Source organism: Vibrio tapetis subsp. tapetis (assembly GCF_900233005.1).
GTDB classification, from domain to species: domain Bacteria; phylum Pseudomonadota; class Gammaproteobacteria; order Enterobacterales; family Vibrionaceae; genus Vibrio; species Vibrio tapetis.
Window position 1 is genome coordinate 1,306,443 of the sequence record NZ_LT960612.1, and the last position, 21,465, is coordinate 1,327,907.

The 21,465-nt window shown below is 44.3% G+C and carries 14 protein-coding genes and 2 pseudogenes; 10 read left to right on the top strand and 6 right to left on the bottom strand.

The features are described from left to right. Window positions 1-58: 58 nt before the first annotated feature. From VTAP4600_RS22855 to VTAP4600_RS22875, 5 genes are all read right to left on the bottom strand, one after another. The gene (locus VTAP4600_RS22855) at window positions 59-1,906 is read right to left on the bottom strand and encodes a M3 family metallopeptidase (RefSeq protein WP_102525020.1); all 1,848 of its coding nucleotides are present in this window, start codon (window positions 1,904-1,906) and stop codon (window positions 59-61) included. 226 nt (window positions 1,907-2,132) lie between these two features. Further along, a complete protein-coding gene (locus VTAP4600_RS22860) occupies window positions 2,133-3,335 on the bottom strand; it encodes a cyclic di-GMP phosphodiesterase (protein WP_102525021.1) in 1,203 nt (400 codons plus the stop codon). A gap of 158 nt (window positions 3,336-3,493) precedes the next feature. Then, entirely contained in the window at window positions 3,494-5,557 is a 2,064-nt protein-coding gene (locus VTAP4600_RS22865) for an alpha-amylase (protein WP_102525022.1), read from the bottom strand. 199 nt (window positions 5,558-5,756) lie between these two features. Continuing rightward, window positions 5,757-6,401, bottom strand: coding sequence for a DUF2057 domain-containing protein (locus VTAP4600_RS22870; protein ID WP_102525023.1), 645 nt, complete (start codon window positions 6,399-6,401; stop codon window positions 5,757-5,759). 73 nt (window positions 6,402-6,474) lie between these two features. Next, complete coding sequence (locus VTAP4600_RS22875) at window positions 6,475-7,635, bottom strand: porin (RefSeq protein WP_102525024.1); 1,161 nt, start codon at window positions 7,633-7,635, stop codon at window positions 6,475-6,477. Window positions 7,636-8,146: 511 nt separating this feature from the next. Between VTAP4600_RS22875 and VTAP4600_RS22880 the strand changes: the two genes are divergently transcribed. After that, window positions 8,147-9,052 (top strand): aldo/keto reductase, encoded by a 906-nt coding sequence (locus tag VTAP4600_RS22880; RefSeq protein ID WP_102525025.1) that lies wholly within the window; start codon window positions 8,147-8,149, stop codon window positions 9,050-9,052. A 77-nt stretch (window positions 9,053-9,129) separates the two neighbouring features. Here the strand turns inward: VTAP4600_RS22880 and VTAP4600_RS22885 are convergent, their stop codons facing one another. Next, on the bottom strand, window positions 9,130-9,861 hold the full coding sequence (locus VTAP4600_RS22885) for a MipA/OmpV family protein (RefSeq protein ID WP_102525026.1): 732 nt from the start codon (window positions 9,859-9,861) through the stop codon (window positions 9,130-9,132). Window positions 9,862-10,265: 404 nt separating this feature from the next. Between VTAP4600_RS22885 and VTAP4600_RS22890 the strand changes: the two genes are divergently transcribed. The 9 genes and pseudogenes from VTAP4600_RS22890 to VTAP4600_RS22930 all read left to right on the top strand — a co-directional run bounded on the left by VTAP4600_RS22890 (window position 10,266) and on the right by VTAP4600_RS22930 (window position 21,424). After that, window positions 10,266-10,940, top strand: a complete 675-nt coding sequence (locus VTAP4600_RS22890; RefSeq protein ID WP_102525027.1) for a hypothetical protein — start codon at window positions 10,266-10,268, stop codon at window positions 10,938-10,940. Window positions 10,941-10,954: 14 nt separating this feature from the next. Next, entirely contained in the window at window positions 10,955-11,638 is a 684-nt protein-coding gene (locus VTAP4600_RS22895; RefSeq protein WP_102525028.1) for an ABC transporter ATP-binding protein, read from the top strand. After that, a complete protein-coding gene (locus VTAP4600_RS22900) occupies window positions 11,626-12,930 on the top strand; it encodes an ABC transporter permease (RefSeq protein ID WP_102525029.1) in 1,305 nt (434 codons plus the stop codon). The genes VTAP4600_RS22895 and VTAP4600_RS22900 overlap by 13 nt, the downstream gene beginning before the upstream one ends. A 79-nt stretch (window positions 12,931-13,009) precedes the next feature. Next, window positions 13,010-13,746: pseudogene (locus tag VTAP4600_RS22905) on the top strand (outer membrane lipoprotein-sorting protein). Continuing rightward, complete coding sequence (locus VTAP4600_RS22910) at window positions 13,747-15,042, top strand: hypothetical protein (RefSeq protein WP_102525030.1); 1,296 nt, start codon at window positions 13,747-13,749, stop codon at window positions 15,040-15,042. Continuing rightward, on the top strand, window positions 15,043-16,122 hold the full coding sequence (locus VTAP4600_RS22915; RefSeq protein ID WP_102525031.1) for a sensor histidine kinase: 1,080 nt from the start codon (window positions 15,043-15,045) through the stop codon (window positions 16,120-16,122). It abuts the gene before it with no gap. 9 nt (window positions 16,123-16,131) lie between these two features. Then, window positions 16,132-16,919, top strand: a pseudogene (locus VTAP4600_RS22920) (LytR/AlgR family response regulator transcription factor). 214 nt (window positions 16,920-17,133) lie between these two features. Then, on the top strand, window positions 17,134-18,261 hold the full coding sequence (locus tag VTAP4600_RS22925) for an efflux RND transporter periplasmic adaptor subunit (protein ID WP_102525032.1): 1,128 nt from the start codon (window positions 17,134-17,136) through the stop codon (window positions 18,259-18,261). A 10-nt stretch (window positions 18,262-18,271) separates the two neighbouring features. Beyond that, window positions 18,272-21,424, top strand: coding sequence for an efflux RND transporter permease subunit (locus VTAP4600_RS22930; protein ID WP_102525033.1), 3,153 nt, complete (start codon window positions 18,272-18,274; stop codon window positions 21,422-21,424). The last annotated feature ends 41 nt before the right edge of the window (window positions 21,425-21,465 follow it).

Genomic DNA, 21,465 nt, shown 5'->3' on the forward strand with positions numbered 1-21,465 from the left:
TGGGTGGGTTTGATTGACGGTTGTTGATTAAGACGATAACTGAACGTTGACTGACTCGTTAACGGCCATAATGCTCAACAATGTAGTTTTCGAAGTCATCGCACATTTGTGCGTCGGACAGCGTATTTAACGCCAACAACTTGTTGCCATCTACGATTTTTATTTTGGCATTGAGGGAGGAGACGTCCGCCTGAGTTCTGGTCTCCAATCCCGCAATTTTAGCCAGTTCAGACTGCCAAGCTTGCTCTGAAGACAAGTTACATTCGTCTGCTAGGTATTTCGCGTTAAAACCTTCACCCGTTAGGTTTTCTATGGTGCCATTATGGTTAACACTGTTACCGGCATTCCAGTAATGTTTTGCCAGCAATGGGCCTATCTCTGGGTTATCGGTTAAGTAACCAAATTTCTCGGTGAAATGGGCACGGGTTTGATATACCGCCATATGAGCAAGAAGATAGCCGTGATAGGCACAAGAAGCTTCGTCTGAGATCAGGTGCGGAATTGCCATTAATGGGCGTGCTGAACAGGCCAAACCTAAAATACGTGTTTCCATCTCACGAGCCAATTGAGTAATGCGCTCGGCCGTCAGTTCGTCATCGCTTAATTGATACAGTGCTCGTTCAAAATACGGTACAACTAAGATACTGCGTTCTTCATAGGCTTTGAATGGTTGCTTTGCATCGATCATCGCTTTAATGATCTCATCTGGTACGGATTGACCATCATCGTTTAATGCGTATTGCTTAAGCCAATCGGCATCATTTAGCAAGCTGTCGCAAAACATCGACTGTGTTTCAGCATAAGCCATGGATGTTGGCGCAAACTCTTGAGAGAAGCACGGGGCATTCATTTTAACATTAGCGAAGTGGGCGGCGTGACCCCCTTCGTGGAATAGGGTATTGATGCCATCGTAACCGCTGCCCATTTGGTCGGGTTTCGCATTGCTGGTGAAGTTAACTTTAGCTGCGATCCATTCATTTTGATCATAGAAAGACGGGATAGGACCATGACAAAATCCATTTGGATATTTGCCTTTTCGATCCAGTAAATCTAACGTCAATTCGGCTTGTGAAAACTCAATGTTGAGTCGACCAAAGGACTCAATCCAGCGTCTCAGTGATTTGGAGAATGGCACATAAGCATCAAGCTCTCGCATCACATCACCAGAATAGGAGTACACAAAGTTGTGGCCTAATAGTGCATTGGCGCCTTTTGCGTCAGATAATGACGCTAAACTTGCTAAGTGGCTGTCTCGGGTTCTTTGTTCAAAATCATCCAAGATGCTAAATAGCTGCTCGGTTGTCATTTGTTCTTTTTTGTTGACTGAATAATCGAAGAAATTATCGAATCCAAGCGTTTTTGCAAACTGATTACGACGCTTAATGAGTTCAATAAAGCCGTTGTTAAGCAGCCATTGTTCCAAATCTAGAAACGCTTGATGAGATGATTGTCTTACCAATTCGTTGTCGCTTGCTCTAACATTGGAAGCAAGAGTCGGTAATGAGCCTTCTACTTTATTGCCGCTGTCGTCAGTGAAATAAAGTGAATGGTTTTGCTTCTTATCGAACAACTCTGTTTCAAATGCGATGAGTTCTGCCTTGAGTGCTTTGCCTTCAGCAGATTCTATCGAATGCGCTTTAAACGTGGCTAGCCAACCTTGCAGTCCGGTAATGGTCTTGGCTTGTTCGTCAGAGTCTAGGATATCGTTGGCGAGCTGAAGATGTTGCTCTACGTCACTGATTTGACTCGAATCACTCAAAAACTGGTTTAATTCCGTTTCAGATTGGGAAAGACCATCGTAATCGACCTTAATTCCCATATAAGTATCCCAGAAGCGATCTTCTTTGGATCTGTGGATGGAAAGATAGCGTTGATTGAGTTGGTTAAGAAAAGCCGTCGCTGCCATTTTAGTTCCTTTAAATGTTTGACCCGAACCTAGGTGTGAGAAGAATGTTGCGTTTAGGTTAGGTTCTTATGGCGAATACCATACCACATTTTTATAAAAAGACAGTGAACCATATATCAAAATTACTGCTTAAACAGTAAGTTAAACTGATGGGGCAGTTAGGCAAACCAAGTAACACAAACCATTGCAAAGTGACAATGGCTTGTTAACGAGTGATGTCGGTGGTTTATTCGAAGAAAGGCGTTGCATCCACTTCGAAACCACTAGGAGAGATAGCTTTAACGATTTTTACAGAAGAATGCTTTAAGTCGATAAATTTCACATCAGTGAAGCGTTTGTATTTTCGTGAATAAAAGACTTTAATTTCGGGTTTCAGTGGGTGTTCATCGTTGGAAGTCCAAACGATGCCAACTTGGCTGTCACTCAGTTCGACCAATGAACCTACCGGGTACATGCCAATGCAATTAATGAACTTGTAAACCAGATCTTGATCAAGGTGGAATGGCGTTAAAGTTAGCATGATCTTGAACGCAGCAGCAGAGCTCATGCCGTCTTTGTAACAGCGATCTGCGGTGAGGGCATCATAGATGTCTACAATACTACTCATGCGGCCGTGTGTCGGCAGTTCATCGCCTTTCAGGCCATTCGGGTAGCCATTGCCATCAAGCTTCTCGTGGTGCATTAAGCAGACATCCCGGCTAATGTCACTTAAGCCTTCAATATGAGGCACGATGTCTTTTGCGTAGACTTGGTGTAACTTGATGTGTTCAAACTCTTCAGGTGTTAGCCGCCCTGGTTTGTTTAAAACTTCATCTCTAATTTTGATTTTACCAACGTCATGTAAAATTCCCCCAATGGCCAGTTGGCGCAGGGTATGTTTATCAAAATCTAAATGGCGACCAAACGTGATGAGTAAGCAGGCGACATTGACCGAATGTTCTAAGAGGTACGTGTCTTTTTGGCGCAGGGCAGACACTATTTTGATGGCGTCTGAATCGACAAGAATAGCGTCGATCATATTGTCGGCCCAGTCTTCAACCACGTTAAGTTCAACTGACCTACCGTCAAACGTTTCGGTTAAAATTTTATGGGCTAAATCTTTGGCTTCACCGATTAGCTTTTTCGCCCGTTTCTGGCGAGTAGCTCGGCTTCCTTTTGGTTTGAGCAAGGCAGAAACATCGTCAATTTCTTCTTTCAAATCTGGCTCATCAGGCTCGGTTTGAAATGTGCATCCTGCGGCGGAAAGCTTTGAATCCACCCACACAAACTTAACCCCACTTTCGACAAGCTGATTAATCGCTTGTTCTGAAGAGATGCGCCCAGCATTGGCTAGGTTAACTTTTTTACTGTGCTCGATTGCTGTGACAAACATCCCGACAGACACGTTTGAAATTGGCAATTTGATGGCATCATTTGGGTTGGGTTGCACTAGATTTACCACTTTTATGTATATGCAATATTATTGTAGCTACTTTTGTCGCATTAATGAATGTAACAAATATTTAATTTTGTTCATATATTAAAAAGGACACCTAACAAACCTCAATAGAAAGCCTGTTAGGTGCCAAAATCTTCATTAGTAATCACTTAATTAATTGATTTTCCAGCGTAATAAACAAAGACCTTATCATTGCTAAGGATTCGTGAAAAACCATAACCTTGGCTTTGTTTAATCATGTTGTGTGATCCAGCACCTATTGACGGATGACTTTGTCTGAATTTTCCTATTGTTTTCCAATGCGTTAAAAGCTCAATTCGTTTGGTATCCAACTTCCAATTCATGTCTGAACGCGTGCTTTGGTGGAAATCGTCAGCGTATGGTCCGGGTTTGCGGGCGACTTCATCGCCGTAATAGATTTGTATTGCTCCCGGGCTTAACAACAAGGCATTCGCTGCGCCTTTTTGCATCTCTATGGACTTAAATCGACCGAAAAATAGTTCGGTGTCGTGAGAGGACATGTAGCTTACTGGGTTAAAATCGGGCTCATCTGCTAGCGTTGAAGAATAGTCGCTGTAGGTGCTTTCCATCTGCGAAAAACACACGGCGCCTTTATCCATTTTTTTCTGCATATCGAAGTTGATTAACGCATCAAATCCATCATCGAAATAAGGGCTTCGGTAGGCGTTGTGCCCCCAGACTTCCCCCATCATCCAAAAAGGTGTGTTGGGTTTATCGTTCTCTTTTTGCCATCTACCTAGTTCGGTGGTTGCTTGTTGCTTGAGACGTTTCCATACATCACTTTCAACATGTTTAACTGTATCCACACGGAAGCCGTCAATACCAAATTTTTTCACCCAATCGGTTTGCCATTCGACCAGATAGTTAGTGACGGTGTAACTATCTTTTTTAACGACTCGTGTTCCTGGATTATCCAGTAACCACTGAGGTGGCGTGACAAATTGGTCTGATTCTGTTTTTAAATCAGGTAAGCCGGCTAATGACATGGTTATGTCGCTGGTTCCGGGTTTGTCGTAGCCAGGTAAACCTGTCCTTACCCAATCTTGCCCCCACCAACTTTTCCATTCAGGGCTTTGATAGTTAATGGCTTCATGAAAGCTATGCCAGTTTTGCTCGCCTTTTGGCTGCCAATTACGCCATTGTTTAGGCCAGTCGGATGGGGGATTAACCGCATTGATTTGATCAAACTGGAGATCAGCCAACGTCGCATAACCCGTATGGTTGAGAACCGCATCAAGGAGAATCTTAATACCACGCTTGTGTGCCTCTTTAACCAGTAAGGCTAAGTCTTCGTCATTGCCAAAGTTTTCGTCGATTTTAGTAAAGTCTCGAGTCCAATAACCGTGATACGCGTAGAATGGAAATGAGCCCTTATCACCGCCCCCAACAAAACCATGTACTTGCTCTACGATTGGCGACAGCCAAATCGCGTCCATACCTAATGATTGGATGTAATCCAGCTTTTCAACAACGCCTTTTAAGTCACCGCCGTGGAAAGTGCCCACTTCGTCCTTGCCGTCTTTTTTTCGGCCATAACTGAGGTCGTTGGTGGTGTCTCCATTGTTGAATCGATCTACCATCACAAAGTAGATGCTGGCATTGCGCCAATTAAAGATTACGTCTGATTTTTTGACTTCGACTTCTTCTAATAGAACCAGTCCGTTTGAGTGTTTACCTGGAGTCAACGTCACGGACTTGTTGTTGACCTTAACTATTTCACCGGTGAAGGTATTTCGCAGTTCGGTTCCTTCTTCAAACGTTTCACCCAGTTGGATTGTAACGGAGCCGCCCGTGTAAACAGAGCACTCGACGTTGGGAAGAGGACGTTTAAATTCAGTCTTGGTATTTTTCTTTGGCTGTCGTTTTAATGAAAGTGTGTTGTTAGCGCTATTGAATTGGAACGCATAATCACCAGCAAAGCGGATCTTGAAAGAAAACTCGGTGGGCTGATTACAGTTTAGAGATAATGGCGTATTAAACTTTATCCGCTGATTTTCCGTCGCACTGCACGTACCATCTAACCCATTAACCGTGAACGTGTATTGAGATTTGCTTAGCGGAACCACTAATGCTGAGTCAGCAGAAAGAGGGAAATCACGGCTGTTTGTTGAGGTAGCAATAGTAATGTTGGGTGAGGCATAGCTTTGAAATGTGGCAGCTAATATCGCGCTAGTAAGCAGAGTCCGTTTCATCGGTCAGTTCCTATTTAATTTTATATAAATAGGTTAGGGCAGTTGTGATTGAGTCACATCATTCCCAGTTTCTACGCCCTAAAAAGTTAGCTTGGTCAAACTTCCGTAAGGTAAAGGCGTAGTTAAAAATGGCCTAAAGCGACACCTATCACATTTGGTGTCGCTGCTCATTCTTAGCTAATTATCATTTGTTGAATTGTTACTTTTTCATTGCACCCATCGCCCACATCATGAACTCTTTTTGCTCCGTAGCGGTCATGTTTTCGAACCCAGATTTAATGATGTCCATGTGAGCGGATATTGGATCTGCTTGTAACTCTGCGCTAGGTGTTTTTGCCTTCGTAGCAGTAGCAGTAGCAGTAGCAGTAGCAGTAGCAGTAGCACCATTATGCTTGATAACGGCTGCTTGATAATCAGGAAAAGACTGGAAACCACCAATGTGCAACAGCTGCGTGTTGTGCTTAATCGCATTACCTTGATCGTCGACTAATGTAAATTGAGGTTGTTTCTCAAAAGAGCGTGCATCTTCTATTGTGCGAAATGGTTTGTAGCTTAATGTAATGGCAGACGTTCCTGCTTCAAAGTCGATGATCATTGGAGTCGAGCTGTATTTGGATCGTCGGCCATCTTCTGCGACTAACTGATTTAAGGTGATCAGTAATTGATTGTGCCCCTCTTTAAGATCGACCTGTTGAGTTGATTCAAAGAAACTAGAATCGATGGCTTGCTCGTTAATCACTCTAGGTACGATTTCTTTGCTAAATTCGATTGATTGAGCTGCAAGAACGTGACTTGATAAAAAACCGAATGCTAAGCCAATAACTGTAATAACTCGTTTTTGCATGTTTTCTCCTTACGACAAAGGGCGAGAAATCTCGCCCATGTCTATCTAATTGTTTTAACTGATTTTAGTGTGATTAGAAGTAGTATTCAACACCAACAGATACTTCGCTAAATGAATCTGATTTCCAGCGGTCATAGCTCATGCCTGCGTTACCAGATTCAACAGTGTTGTCTCCCATTCGCACATCACGAGCACGCACGTAAAGCACCGCTGATGGGTCTACAAAGTACATGGCTTGTGCTGAGTAGGTATCATCGGAAGAATTTTCTACGGTATTACCATTCACTTCTAAATCGAAGTTTTTGGTGTAGCCGACCTTAAATTGCCAATCATTTACGGTGTACATCAAGCCCGAGGTCATGGCATTTTGTTTTTCTTCACGGCCTACGTCTGTCCCTTCTTTAACGTTTGCATCTTGCATACGATATTGAGCGAAGAAAGATATGCCGTTTTCAAACCAACCTTGAACACCCACTAGGTAAGTGTTGTTGTCCCAAATACGGCTAAATGATTTTTCTGTTTTTAGGTCATGTGCCGTCGTATCTAGTGTGCCATCTGTAAATGACTCAGCGGTATCACGGTTAATTTCGTAAGCGGCATCAAATTGTAGTGGGCCGACTTTGTAATGCGCCGCACCACCTTGCCAGTAACCTTGATCACTCCCTGTTGCGGCCGCTTTTGTTCGGCCAGCAGCAACATCTAAAGAAAGGTTACCCCATGCAGGGGAGTCCCAGCGAACCGAGTTCGAAGAACGGTCTTGGAACTTAGCGCCACCAATTAGACCACCCCAGTCATATACATCACCTAGTCCTGGGTTTGATCCTGGCCAATCGACCACTTCATACAATGGCGTTAAGACGCGACCAATTCTAACCTGTCCAAATGAATCAAAATCTTCGAATCCGACGAACGTGTCACGTTCACCTAGGCCGCCTTTGGCTTCATGGTCGGAATAGGAAGGGTCAACGTATCCGCTTTCGACTTGCCAGATGAATTTAGGACCAAAGTTCTTAAACTGTTTCGAGCCACGGAAGCCGATTCGGCTTTCATTGTTGGTTTGAAAACCCGTTAAGTTACTGTTGTCCGTTTCATAGTCGCGGTAGTGAGCCTGTACTGCAATGATGCCGTATATTTCATACTTTGCGTCGGTTTCTTCTGCGATTACAGGGGTAGCAACCATGGTTACTGATGCAACCGCAGTTGCAAGTAGAGAGCGTGTAAATAGCTTGTTCATGTGAACTCCTAAAAATATAACTGTAATTTTTTAAATGAGCATCATTGAGTTGGCCGCTAATGAAGCTCAAATAAGTTGTTGATTTATTGAGAACGTGAATAAGATTACTCGGAAATTTACATGAGAGAATTGATTGGAAAGAGATCCATGATGTTGTTCAAAATTTATAAGTTTATTTAAATATAAAACCATTAAAATCAATGGTTTGAGATAAATTTGTAATGTTTAGTCAATGAATTGTCAATAACCTAAATGCGAGTGACTTCAAAGTGTTGTGGGCATGTGGGATGGCCCGCATATGAGATTTATAATTAAATTTGATTAGATTAGGTTGATTTAGAAGTCTTTGATGATGAACTTAGATCTGAGTCGCATTTAAATTGTGCTGAAACCTACAAAAAATGATTATTACTCATGCTCAATGGAACTTTCTTAACTTAGCAAGACCCTTGCTCAATGCGTTTTTTCTCCATAGGATAGAGCCAGACAACAAAAAAAGGGAGCACACCAAATGGTGGCAAAAATAACAACGGCGCATCAAGGCCCAGAATTATCTGAGTTAGTTCAAGGTTATTGGCGACTGGCTGAATGGAACATGTCTCCACAGCAGCGATTAGACTTTTTAAAGCAGCATGTTGATTTAGGGATTACAACCGTTGACCATGCGGACATCTACGGTGGTTACGAATGTGAACAGTTATTTGGCGAGGCATTAGCACTCGATCCATCAATTCGTGAACACATTGAGATCGTCACTAAGTGCGACATTAATTTGTGTGCCAAGCATCCACAGCGAAAAATCAACCATTATGATACCAGCGCTCAGCATATCTTTAAGTCGGTAGATAATTCGTTACAACGCATGAATATCAATGAAATTGATGTTCTGCTTATTCATCGCCCAGACGCGTTAATGGATGCAGACGAAGTTGCGGATGCTTTTTCTGAATTACACAAAGTAGGTAAGGTTAAGCATTTCGGTGTTTCTAACTTTTCACCACGTCAATTCGAGTTGTTGCAATCACGTATTAGCAAACCGCTAGTGACTAACCAAGTTGAAATCAACCCGCTTAACTTTGAGGTTGCGCACGATGGCACGTTGGATCAACTGCAGATGAATCGTATCAAGCCGATGGCTTGGTCATGCTTGGCGGGTGGCGATATCTTTGGTGGAACCGATGAGCAACATGTTCGAGTGCGAGATGAGCTAAATGCCATTGGTAAAGAAATTGGCGCGAAGAGCTTAGATCAGGTTATTTATGCTTGGATTCGTCAACTGCCATCTAACCCTCTGCCAATTCTTGGTTCAGGCAAAATTTCGCGGGTAAAAAGTGCCGTTGAAGCTTTGTCTTTAGAAATGACACGAGAGCAATGGTACCGAGTTTGGGTTGCATCTAAAGGCCACGGTGTGCCTTAGTCGACAAGCTAAATACCAGTAGGTAGTAAAAAACCAGCGAGTTTGTCGCTGGTTTTTTTATTACCTGAATCTAGTATTTAGAAACCGGCAAATTGATAACTTATACCGAATTCTACGGCCCAGCCAAACGGACGTTGCACCAGTGGACTGTCGTAGTTATGGCTTTCCATTTTAATCTTGCTCAGCATGATCAGTTTTCTAGAAAGATCGTATCGACCAATAATGCCGGCCTCATATACCCAAGAAGCACCCGCATTGAATTGGTCAAGCCCACTCGCTGTGGATTCCGACGCTGATACCCCATACAAATGCTGTGACAGTTTTTCATCGCGCCAGCTGAATTCCAAGTAAGGAATCATTTCAAATCGACGCATAGTGCTGATAGGTTGAGACACATGAACTTGCAGTTCTTGCCCTTTGTGAACGGCCATTACATCGTGTAAATACGTTAGTCGCACATTCGGTGTACCTAAAGTAAAACCGAACTCTGCATTGCCATTTCGGTCTGAAATACCGGTAGGAAGCTCTGCAAATCGGCCTCCGACTTCCATCCAGCGCCAACTTCCTGACACACCAACATAAGGCAAGACATATAAAGTACCGAGGTTGTCGTCAATAAACCCTTGTCTGCTCTCGTAATAGAGGTCGGGGACAAAGTTCCATGCGGCGTTGTTCGCTGTGGTAAAGGCACTCTGATTGTAAGATATGCTCGCGCCCGCGTAGCCAAATGCGTCATCTTTATCAATGCCAATGACCGCCATGGCTGACGTAGAGAACAAGGCTAAAAGTAACAAGCTCAGTTTTTTCATAATAACATCCGTGAAAGGCACGACGCATGGTGCCTATATCTAATCACCCAAGCATAATTCTTAGGTTCGCTTATTTAAGTGCAGCAATAATTATACCAAAATTGCGTTCAGTGCGAGCGTTGGTTTTATGGGAAAGTTCAAATAGATAGCGGTGTCACGTTTTATCCTGCTTGGAGGCGCAGCAAGCTTGCGGGTTTAGTTTAAATCTCTGGTTCAGATTGGCGGTCATTTCGTTTATCTATCGGTAATCTTTTTCACCATCGGCAACTCACTGCCGTATTTTTCACCGTTTAAGCAACCCGATAACCGTTCACTCCTTTAAATCCCCGTTTGTCGCATGGGCCTGATTGTCTTTGTTGATAGCAGTAATCTAATCAACATCGAAAACAAATAGGGAACTTGTTATGAAAACGCTTACTCACTCTTTCAAAAAAACGTCGGCACTTTTGGCTTCGGGTTTATTGTCGCTTGGGCTATTAACCTCTCCATCAACCGTATTTGCCGCTCCATCTGAAGCATTGATCAGTCAATACAACCAAGCTGCCGCCGGCGATGAAGATCTGGTTGAAACGGTTGTGGCAGACTTGACCACATTAATTGATACTGAAGGCGCCCAGCCACTTAGCTTAGTGTACTTAGGCAGCGGACAAACCCTGCAAGGAAGGGATGCATTCTGGCCTTGGAATAAAATGAAGTTAGTGGAAAAAGGGCTAGCCACGATAGACAAAGGCTTGAACCTAATGGCCAGCCAGAAAATGCCGACAGAGCAACAGGCCGTTGTTATGGGCCTACCTGAGCGTTATATGGCGCGAGCGATCGCCGCGACAACTTATAGCCAGCTACCAGACATGTTTAATCATTTTGAACGTGGATACGATTTGTACCTTGGTTTACTCGATGAACCTTACATTCAGCAAGCACCATTTGAAGCGACGTCTTGGATATATACATACGCAATTGAAGCGGCCATTCGAGCAGAGGATCTAAATCAAGCAAAACTGTGGTTGTCAGTAATGGAACAGCGTGGGCCGGACAGTAACGAAACCATCACCGCCAAGTCTCTAATTAATCAAGCCTAGTAGGGAGCCATCTAATGCTTAGGTTTAGTCAAATTGAAAAACAATACCAACTGGGCCAGTTAAGTGTTCATGCGCTCAAAAGTGTTGATGGGTGTATTCAAAAAGGTGAAATGGTGGCTCTATGTGGGCCATCAGGTTCCGGTAAAAGCACACTTTTGAATGTCTTGGGCTTACTAGACATGCAATATCAAGGTGAGGTTTTACTAAATGGAGAGCCGTTGCCCAAAGACAAGTATCAAGCTGCAAAAATACGCCGTCAACAACTTGGTTTTATCTTTCAGCGTTTTAACTTAATGCCAGTGATGACGGCACTGGAAAATGTATCGTACCCATTGCACTTAAACGGTGTGTCTCTTAAGGAGCAAAAAAAGCGTTCTAGTGACATGCTGGAAAGAGTCGGACTTAAAGATTTTTTGCATCACAGACCAGACAATTTATCCGGAGGCCAGCAGCAGCGAGTGGCCATTGCAAGGGCGTTGGTAAACACCCCATCACTCGTGATTGCAGATGAACCCACAGCCAGCTTAGACAGCCAAACCGCCAGTCAAGTGATCGAAATTATGAAATCGCTTGGACGCGAATTTAACACAACGTTTGTTGTTGCGACGCATGACCCACGAATGGCCAAACATTGTGACCGTGCTATTCAATTGCTTGACGGCGAGATCAATAAGGAGTCGTTGAAATGGGTAAGTTAATGGGAAAACTGATGCCTTACAGTTACAAATTGGCCTTGCTCAACTTAATGAGAAATGGCAGACGAAGCCTTTTGTCTATCACCATTATTGCTATTGCGGTATTTGCTATGGTCAGTGCGGGCGGGTTTGGTTTGTACACGTATGAATCTTTGAAAGAATCGACGGCGAGAGAAACAGGACACCTGACGATTAGCCAGCCGGGTTACTTTGCACAAGATGAAGAAATGCCGCTGAGTAATGGCCTTACTGCCAGTGAACAACTCATCCCGCAAATTATGAAAGACGAACGCGTCCGCAGTGTGCAGCCAAGAGTGTACCTTTCAGGTTTGGTTTCTAACGGCAATAAATCGACAATCTTCATGGGCATTGGCGTTAACGACAGAGAGTTCGATATGAAAGGCCCGTTCTTGAATGTGATAGAGGGCAAGACCTTGTCTAACGTCGAGTCGACCCGTTTTGACTCAGCAGAGCCTGAAATCATGCTTGGCAGTGACCTAGCGCGAAACCTGAATGTGAGTGTTGGCGATTGGCTGACCTTGCTGGCAACCACGTCTGACGGAGCATTGAATGCATTTGATTTTAAAGTCAGAGGCATTTATTCCACAGGTATACCTGAACTGGATAAGCGACAACTCTATATTCATATTCAATCGGCGCAAGAGCTTCTAGTGAGTGAAAAAGTCAGCACGTTATCGGTCTTCTTATTTGAAACGGAAAACACAACGCCAGTGCAAAATACCTTAACGGCCCAGTTTGATTCAAAAAATCAATCAAATAGCACCAACATGAAGAGCGATATCAGCAAACAAAAACTAGAAATCACACCATGGCAAGATCGGGCATTTTTCTACAAAAAAGTAAAAGATCTGTATGACCGTATCTTTGGGATCATGGGGTTGGTGATGGGGCTGGTGGTCTTCGTTTCTCTATTTAATACCATGACGATGTCGGTGACTGAGCGAACGCGTGAAATAGGAACGCTATCTGCATTAGGCAGTTACCCACGTGAAATCGTCGCAGGCTTTTTACGTGAGTCCGTTATGTTGGCGGCGGCCGGTGCCTTAATCGGTACGATTCTAACTGGCGTCGCGACGTTATTACTGCTTGTCGTTGATATTGAAATGCCACCCCCTCCAGGGCACACAGACGGCTATCCTCTCAACATTTATTTCTCATTAGAGTTAGCGGCATACGCCGGGCTCGGTGTCGTGGTTATTTGCTTTATTGCCGCGTTAATTTCAGCTCGCAAAGGTGTTAATCGCCCGATTACAGAGGCACTTATCTATGTATAAATTCAATTCTATGTATCAATTAAATGCTCGCGTTCAAAGTTACAAAAGTGCCGTGTTTCAAAGACTGCTTTTGGTCAGCATGGTGCTGTGTGCCGGGTTAACGATGACGTCTGTACAGGCGAGCGACAACGTTTCGGCCATGCTCAAACAGGCCGATGAATATCGACTCGATCAAGCATCAGCCAAAATCGTTTCAATTGTTCGCTTATACCAAGATGGTGAGCTTGATAAAACACAAAAGTATCATGTTTATTCAAGGCCAGAACGTGAGTCACTTGTTGTGTTCAAGTCCAAAGTTGAAGCCGGACAAAAAATGCTGATGCTAGCGGATAACTATTGGTTAGTGATGCCTAAAAGTCGCCGTCCTATACGCATTACCGCCATGCAGAAACTATTAGGTGAAGCGTCGGTCGAGACATATCCACCTTAACGTGGAGCGAAGACTATCAAGGCACATTGGTCGCAACTGAGCGAGTCGAAATTGAAACGGGAAAACCGATCCAAGCGATAAAGCTGCATTTAGTCTCGACCACAAAAGGCGCGAGTTATCACAAAATTGACCTATGGATCACCGAAGATAACTACTTCCCTATAAAAGCGGACTTATATCTTCGTTCGGGAAAAATGGCAAAACAAGCGAGGTTTGAGCAAGGCAAGCGTAATGGACAACTTGCCGTTACCGCGATGACATTGCAAGACAGCATTCAACCAAGCAAAAAAACCGTCATTGAATATCAATCCATTATGCAAGTAGAGCTAGAAGACAAGTACTACAACCCGTCATATCTCGTTCGTAATACGGTATCGGAGTTATAGATGAAACGTTGGCCTTTGCTACTCGCTTTTGTGTCTTCTCCATTCGCTCTGACAACAGCATGGGCGGGCGATATTTCCTTTAATTGGGATTGGATGATCAGCGCACAACACAATAGCGTTAACGAACAAGCGCAGTATTTCCCCGATAATCGATCCAGCGATGGGTCAATAAGTGGCCTACTGGACTTAGAAGTGATGGGGCAACAGTGGGTAGGTTTGGCCGCAATCAAAGCCAACGATCTTTATCACTCAGACAACGCGAACTCTGTTTCGAGTGAAGTGATCCTACGGGAGCTATTTTGGCAAGGTAGCGTAGAGGTGGCGGATACGTCCATTGATATTACAGCGGGAAAGATGAGATTGGATTGGGGCGTCGGGTACGGTTATCGCCCACTGGACTTATTTAAACCATATCGACGTAACCCCATTGGCATTCAAGTTGAAGAGGGAGCCGGCGTTTTGAGCTTTTCTCATTTTGATGCAACGGGCGAATGGACATTACTCGCCACTGATTCATCATGGACAAGCCAAGAGATGACAGACCTTGAAGATGCAAAAAAGCAAAAAGGTATCGGGGTTCGTCGGTATGGCTTAACGGGAGACAGCGAGTATCAGTTGATCGCTTATTACGATGATGTAAGAAAAGGATTGGTTGGCGCAAGCTTAGTGTCGGTCGTGGATGCATCGTGGGAATTTCATGGTTCCGTAGTCTACCAAAATGAATACGTTGGGTATCATTTTCCAACGTCGGCGTCACTGTATAGTGTGCCAGAAATAAGAAGTGAAATAGGAGCATTGCAGGCTCTTGTCGGTCTAACTTGGGCAAGCGAAACGGGTCACAATATTGTGCTTGAGTATTGGTACGATAGCCGTGCATGGAGCGATAATCAGTGGCAGAAAAATCATCATAACAGCCAGTTGCTGAGGCAGAACAGGAATGCGTCCGATGTTCGGTACGGCTATGCCAATGGTTATCAGCAGGAAAACATCGTGCAGCACAATGTGATGTTGCATTGGAGCTTTGATAGCTCGGGTTGGAGTCACTATAACTTGAGTGATTATGGGCTGAGTGCGGATGCATTGTCTTCACTGACTCCTTTAGTCGACCTGCTCTATTCACCCGAAGATTCAGGGGTGATTCTCACTCCGAAATTAACGTATGAATGGCTGAACACAGGGGTGACGCAATTTGAAACCGAACTTGCCGCACGTTTCTTGCTCGGAGATGAGCGATCGGCCTATCAAAATTTACCAGATAAGAATATGATTTTATTGAATCTTAAAGGACGGTTCTAAATGGTGATGAAGTTTTCAATAAAAGATAAGTGGGTAAAAAGCGTTCTATTTACATCGCTATTTTGTGCCATCATTGCGTTTGCTACCATGCTCGTATGGCCATCTAGCTATTATGATCACGCTCTCATTAGTTTCGGCTACGGTTACAGTGCAATTATTAGTGCTCGTATCATTACTTGGCGATTCCCAAGCCTCACTGCACGACAGACCGATGCGTTTAGTGTTATTGGTGCTTTGATCTTCGGATCACTTAACGCAGGGTGGTGGCTAGGCTATTTTCACGGCGATGAGAGTGCCGCAGGTATAGAGTCGGTCATTATGCTTGGCGCCGTATTTACTGTGGCTTGTTTTTATTACTTTTATGCTCATGAGCAAAAAATCATGGCTGATAAAGAGCTTGAACGGTTAAAAAGAGTTCAGTCTGAGCAAGAAAAAGCCATTGTCTTAGGGGAACTAAAACAGCTACAAAGTCAGATAGAGCCCCATTTCCTGTTTAATACCCTAGCTAACATTAATGTCCTGATCGAGCATGACCCGAGTAAAGCCCAACGGATGTTAACTCAGTTGACCGAATTGCTAAGAGCCACGTTGAAAAAAAACAGGACGCAACTTTCAACGATTAAAGAAGAGTTGGATTTGGTTGCTGCCTACTTAGAAATACAGCAAATTCGGTTAGGTGACGATTTTACTTTTGATATCGAATGCGAAGACAAACTTGCAGGGTTAGCACTGCCTCCATTATTGCTTCAACCTTTGGTCGAGAACGCAGTACTGCATGGTGTTGAACCGTTGGCAGAGCGAGGGCACATTCACGTTTCGATTAAGCGAGAAATAGACAAATTGTGTGTACGTGTTTCTGATAATGGCCAAGGGCTGAACCCGGCCTCTCCCGCACATAAACCTGGTGGGAATGGCATTGGATTACAGAACGTAAGAGAGAGATTGACGGCGTTGTTTGAAGCCGACGCTAACTTGCAGATTAAAGAAAACCCGCTCAAGGGCGTGACGTCTCAAATTTGTATTGGGATTCCATCGATGGAAACACTTTCCAAAAATAAGCATGACAAAAAAACACTTTAAGGGACAAGGATGCCTTCCAATATGATCACTGCCGTTATTGCCGACGACGAGCCATTGTTGCTTCATCATTTGAATAAGCTATTGGGGGAGGCGTGGCCGCAACTTAATGTAGTGGCAAAAGCGAGTGACGGAAAAATTGCCTTTGATGCGATCTTGGAACAAGAGCCAGACGTGGTTTTTCTGGATATCCGAATGCCCAACTTAGATGGTATTACGCTTGCAAAAAAATCAGTAAGCTTAATAAGGTTCCCTATATTGTATTTACGACCGCCTATGATGAGTATGCGGTTCAGGCGTTTGAACACAGCGCAGTCGACTACCTCTTAAAGCCATTATCTGAAGACAGACTTTACCAAGCTTGCCTCAAGCTCCAGCAGCGGATTGAGGCAGGTTTACCTCGTAATATTCCAGATGTTTCTGCGCTAGTAGAGCAGTTGCAGCAAGCCAATAAAGAGGCTCCCAAAGAAGTACTTCATTGGATAAGAGCGACAAAAGGCGAAGAAATACATCTAGTTCCGTGTGATGAGGTTTGTTATTTCAAAGCAGAAGATAAGTACATTTCTTTGTTTACACGTCAAGGTACACAATTTAACGAATATTTAATTCGCACGTCATTAAAAGATTTATTGAGCCAGTTAGATGACGAACTATTTTGGCAAATTCATCGTTCTACTATCGTGAATGTGCGGAAAGTCGAAAAAGTAAAAAAAGATTTTACAGGTAAAATGCACGTGAAAATTGCAGACAGACAGTTACCAGTAAGCCGCGCCTGCCAAGTGTTATTCAAAGGTATGTGATTTCATATAAGTGTGAGTAACTTCTCCTTTGTGGTTTTATGTTGAATCTATTTGGTGTTTGAGGTTTTTTTACTTGTTTTATGTGCGGCTTTCACATCACAGAAACAATCTGACACATTTATTTACTAAGCTAATTGCAGTAACTTTAGGAATATAGCAGTCGTATAGACACCTCTTGCTGCGAGTTGCAGCCTTAATAATAGTGGTTTAGTGAATGAAAAAAACAATGCTTAGTCTCGCGGTTGCGAGCTCTCTAATTCTCGTTGGTTGTGGTGAATCTGCTACCGGATCAAAAGGACAAGGAGCTGCGCCTCTTGTTGAAGCAGTGGCTACGCAAGTCGTTGAGCACCAACAAAGTAAAAGTTATGTTGGTCGAGCAACAGCAGTCGAAGATACTGATATTATTGCGCAAGTCTCGGGTTATCTCGAAGCGAGACTGTTTACCGAAGGTCAAATGGTAGAAAAGGGCGATTTATTGTATCAAATTGAACCGGCACCTTTTCAAGCGCAAGTTGCAACAGCAAAAGCGGCGGTTGCTCAAGCCAATGCTAATTTGAAAAAGTCTCAAATGGACTTTAAACGTGGTAAGAACCTACTGCCTAAAGGCAACATTTCTCAGTCAGAATTCGATTCATTGACCGCCAAGTTACTTAGCGCAGAAGCCGAAGTTGAAGCGAGCAAAGCTCAACTCACCATCGCAGAAGTCAACCTATCCCACACAACCATCGTTGCTCCATTTGCTGGCCGTATTAGCGACAGTGAAGTGAGTACGGGTGATTTACTCTCTCCCTCTTCAGGTGTATTAACCACTCTGGTTAGCTTAGACCCAATTCATGCGTCTTTTAACGTGAGTGAGCGTGAGCGTATCCAGTTTGGCATGGATCGTATTAAGGGAAGCGGTGAAGGAACGGCGAATGCTTTAGAAGTGGTTGTTATGCTAGAAAACGGCGAAGCCTATGAGCATAAAGGAACATTAGACTTCGTTTCAAACCGTATCGACGTTAAAACAGGGACCATTGCACTGAGAGCTATCGTGCCAAACCCTGAGCAAGTGTTGTTACCGGGCCAGCATATTAAAATTGCTATTCAAGAAAAAGCACCGACAGACGTCGTTGTTATACCAAGACGCGCAGTTCAAAGTGATTTAGAAGGCGACTTTGTCATGGTTATCGCTGATGGCAATGTCGCAGAGCGCCGAAATGTAGAGATGGGACGTCAATTAGAAGAGGGCATCATTATTTCAGAAGGGCTGAACCCAGACGAAGTGGTGATCATAAAAGGTTTACAGCGAGTGCGTAACGGCTCCCCTGTAACACTCAACGAATCAGCAGACGCTAAGTAAAGGGCTCTCTATGTTAAGTCGCTTTTTTATCCAGCGCCCCAAATTTGCGCTGGTGATATCCATCATCTTATCGCTTGCGGGTGCCATCTCTTTGATGGTGCTACCAATAGCGGAATACCCACAAATAAGCCCTCCGTCGGTTAACGTTACTGCTTACTTTACAGGTGCAAGTGCAGAAGTCGTCGAAGAGGCCATTGCAGACCCCATAGAAACATCGGTTAATGGCGTTGAAAACATGATCTATATGTCTTCAAAAAGCGCAAACGATGGTTCTTACTCGTTAAACGTGACGTTTGATGTGGGCACCGATCCAGATATGGCTCTGGTCAACGTGCAAAACCGAGTCTCTCAAATTGAGTCGAAGTTACCTGAAGACGTAAGAAAAGTCGGCGTAACGGTTTCTAAGAACTCCCCAGACATGTTGATGGTGTTGAACTTCTATTCACCTGACGGCAAGTACGATGACAAGTTCTTGATGAACTACGTAAACCTAAACATTAAGGATCAACTGGCGCGTGTTAAAGGCATCAGTGGCGTTAATGTGTTGGGTGGTGGTGAGTTTGCCATGCGAGTCTGGTTAGACCCTGAGAAAATGTCGAATCTAGGCTTAACCACGACGGATGTTTATGCTGCGCTTGCAGAGCAAAACGTGCAGGTTGCCGCGGGTAAAATTGGTGCCGCGCCCTACGCTGACCCACAAGAAGTTCAATTTAACCTTGTGACTAAAGGTCGACTTGAGTCTGTTGAAGAATTCCAGAACGTTATGCTGCGTGCTAACAACGATGGCTCGGCTGTGTATCTTCAAGATGTGGCTCGTGTAGAACTGGGTAAAAAATCCTACGACGGTGCAGGCCAGTTCCGTGGTCAAGATGCCGCAGTTGTTATCCTTTCACTACAAAGTGGTGCGAACGCACTGGAAAGTGGTGAATTGGTGATGGCTCGTTTGGCTGAAATGGAAAAAACATTTCCAGATGACATGTCCTACGAAACCAGTTACGACACAACCTTGTTTGTTGCTGAGTCAATCAAAGGCGTAGTGGTAACGCTGATTCAAGCCATCTTGCTTGTTATCGCCGTGACTTACATGTTCTTGGGCAGCGCTCGTGCAACGCTTATTCCTGTATTTGCTATTCCGGTGTCTTTGATTGGTACATTCTCAATCATGCTTGTGACTGGCTTTACGATTAACACTGTGACCTTGTTTGGCTTGATACTGGCCATCGGTATCGTGGTGGATGATGCCATATTGGTTATCGAAAACGTCGATACCATTATGCGAAAAGACCCTAGTATCACGCCACGTAAAGCAACACTCATGGCAATGAAAGAAGTAACAGGGCCAATTGTTACCTCTACACTGGTATTGCTAGCGGTATTCATACCTGTAGCTATGCTGCCGGGCATTACTGGCATCATGTATCGACAGTTTGCTTTGACTATCTGTATCGCAGTGGTTATTTCATCCATCAACGCATTAACATTGTCACCTGCTGTTTGTTCTTTAGTACTAAAGCAGGGTGGCGGCAACACCGCTCGTTGGTTTGAAATGTTTAACCGCGGCTTAGATAAAGTGACTAACCGTTATGGTCAGGTTGCGGGTTTCTTAGTTCGCAAAACCGTTATCGTGGTCGCTTTATTTGGTTTAGCGATGGGTGCGTTGGCTTGGATGGCAAACACCACATCAACGGCGTTTGTACCGCAAGAAGACAAAGGCATCATGCTGGTTAACATTCAGCTGCCAGATTCTGCGTCTCTGTCTCGTACTGAAATAGTGGCAGAGCAACTGAAAGAAATCGTTGAACAAGAACCCGGTGTTGAAGCCGTAACGGTAGCAACGGGTTATGCGTTTATGACAGGTGCTTCGGCATCAAACGGCGCGTCAATGTTTGTTAAGCTCAAAGATTGGGAAACACGCGGCAATATGGAGGGTGATAACTCCTCGTTTGCTATCACGCGTCGTGTTAATGCAAGAGCGGCATCAGAAGTGCCTGAAGCCGTCGTGTTCGCTTTAGGGGCGCCAGCTGTTCCTGGTATGGGCGCTGCTTCAGGCTTCGAATTTGTGTTGGAAGACACATTAGGACGTAGCCGTAGCGATCTTGCTCAAGTGATGGGTGAGGTGATTCAAAAAGCTTCAGCGCAACCTGAAATTGCTTACGCATTCAGTACATTCCGTGCCAACGTACCGCACTACTATGTCGACATTGATCGTGAAAAAGCCAAGCAACTTGGTATTGCTTTAGGCGATATTTTCCAAACGTTGCAAGGCAACTTAGGTTCAATGTACGTCAACGACTTCACCATGTTTGGTAAGAGCTTCCGTGTGACCATGCAAGCCGATGCGGAATACCGTACAGGTATGGATGATCTTGGTCATTTCAATGTTCGCTCTTCATCAGGTGAAATGATTCCATTAAGCACGCTAGTTACCTTCGACCAAGTGTTCGAACCTGATGTTGCATGGCGCTATAACATGTATCGCTCTGCGGTAATTCAAGGTGAACCGGCTCCGGGTTACTCAAGTGGTGATGCCATTGCTGCAATGGAACGTGTGGCGAAAGAAGTGCTACCAAACGGTTATCAACACGAATGGACAGGTATGGCTTACCAAGAAATTCAAGCAGGTAGCCAAGCAATTTACGCGTTTGCTCTTGCCTTGATTTTCATTTACTTGTTCATGGTGGCTCAGTACGAAAGTTGGACCATTCCACTCGCGATCATCTTGGTCGTTCCAGTGGCAACATTGGGGTCCTTCTTGGCTCTAAACCTAACCGGTATACCGCTTAACCTATATGCACAGATAGGGTTGGTTCTGCTGATTGCAATGGCCGCGAAAAATGCCATTTTGATTGTAGAATTTGCGAAGCAAGAGCGGGAAGAGAAAGAAGTCCCGATAGATGAAGCGGCAGTGAAAGGCGGGGAACTGCGTTTCCGCGCTGTAAACATGACGTCTTGGTCGTTCATCTTAGGCATCATGCCATTGGTGTTTGCATCAGGTGCTGGCTACATCAGCCAGAACTCACTGGGTATTTCCTTAACCGGTGGCCTGTTATGTGTGTTACTTGCTGGTACGTTCTTGATTCCTAGCTTCTACGCGATGGTTCAACGTAAACGTGAGGTCTACCATGGCGGCAGTACCAAACTGCAAGATATCGACGACGAATAGTCACGCGAGTTTACTATAAGCTAATACTAAAGGCTCTGCGC

What these genes read in the sequence shown, in the direction of transcription:
- VTAP4600_RS22855 (WP_102525020.1), bottom strand. Translation starts at nt 1,906, where the DNA reads ATGGCAGCGACGGCTTTTCTTAACCAACTCAATCAACGCTATCTTTCC.
- VTAP4600_RS22865 (WP_102525022.1), bottom strand. Translation starts at nt 5,557, where the DNA reads ATGAAACGGACTCTGCTTACTAGCGCGATATTAGCTGCCACATTTCAA.
- VTAP4600_RS22870 (WP_102525023.1), bottom strand. Translation starts at nt 6,401, where the DNA reads ATGCAAAAACGAGTTATTACAGTTATTGGCTTAGCATTCGGTTTTTTA.
- VTAP4600_RS22875 (WP_102525024.1), bottom strand. Translation starts at nt 7,635, where the DNA reads ATGAACAAGCTATTTACACGCTCTCTACTTGCAACTGCGGTTGCATCA.
- VTAP4600_RS22880 (WP_102525025.1), top strand. Translation starts at nt 8,147, where the DNA reads ATGGTGGCAAAAATAACAACGGCGCATCAAGGCCCAGAATTATCTGAG.
- VTAP4600_RS22885 (WP_102525026.1), bottom strand. Translation starts at nt 9,861, where the DNA reads ATGAAAAAACTGAGCTTGTTACTTTTAGCCTTGTTCTCTACGTCAGCC.
- VTAP4600_RS22890 (WP_102525027.1), top strand. Translation starts at nt 10,266, where the DNA reads ATGAAAACGCTTACTCACTCTTTCAAAAAAACGTCGGCACTTTTGGCT.
- VTAP4600_RS22895 (WP_102525028.1), top strand. Translation starts at nt 10,955, where the DNA reads ATGCTTAGGTTTAGTCAAATTGAAAAACAATACCAACTGGGCCAGTTA.
- VTAP4600_RS22900 (WP_102525029.1), top strand. Translation starts at nt 11,626, where the DNA reads ATGGGTAAGTTAATGGGAAAACTGATGCCTTACAGTTACAAATTGGCC.
- VTAP4600_RS22910 (WP_102525030.1), top strand. Translation starts at nt 13,747, where the DNA reads ATGAAACGTTGGCCTTTGCTACTCGCTTTTGTGTCTTCTCCATTCGCT.
- VTAP4600_RS22915 (WP_102525031.1), top strand. Translation starts at nt 15,043, where the DNA reads ATGGTGATGAAGTTTTCAATAAAAGATAAGTGGGTAAAAAGCGTTCTA.
- VTAP4600_RS22925 (WP_102525032.1), top strand. Translation starts at nt 17,134, where the DNA reads ATGAAAAAAACAATGCTTAGTCTCGCGGTTGCGAGCTCTCTAATTCTC.
- VTAP4600_RS22930 (WP_102525033.1), top strand. Translation starts at nt 18,272, where the DNA reads ATGTTAAGTCGCTTTTTTATCCAGCGCCCCAAATTTGCGCTGGTGATA.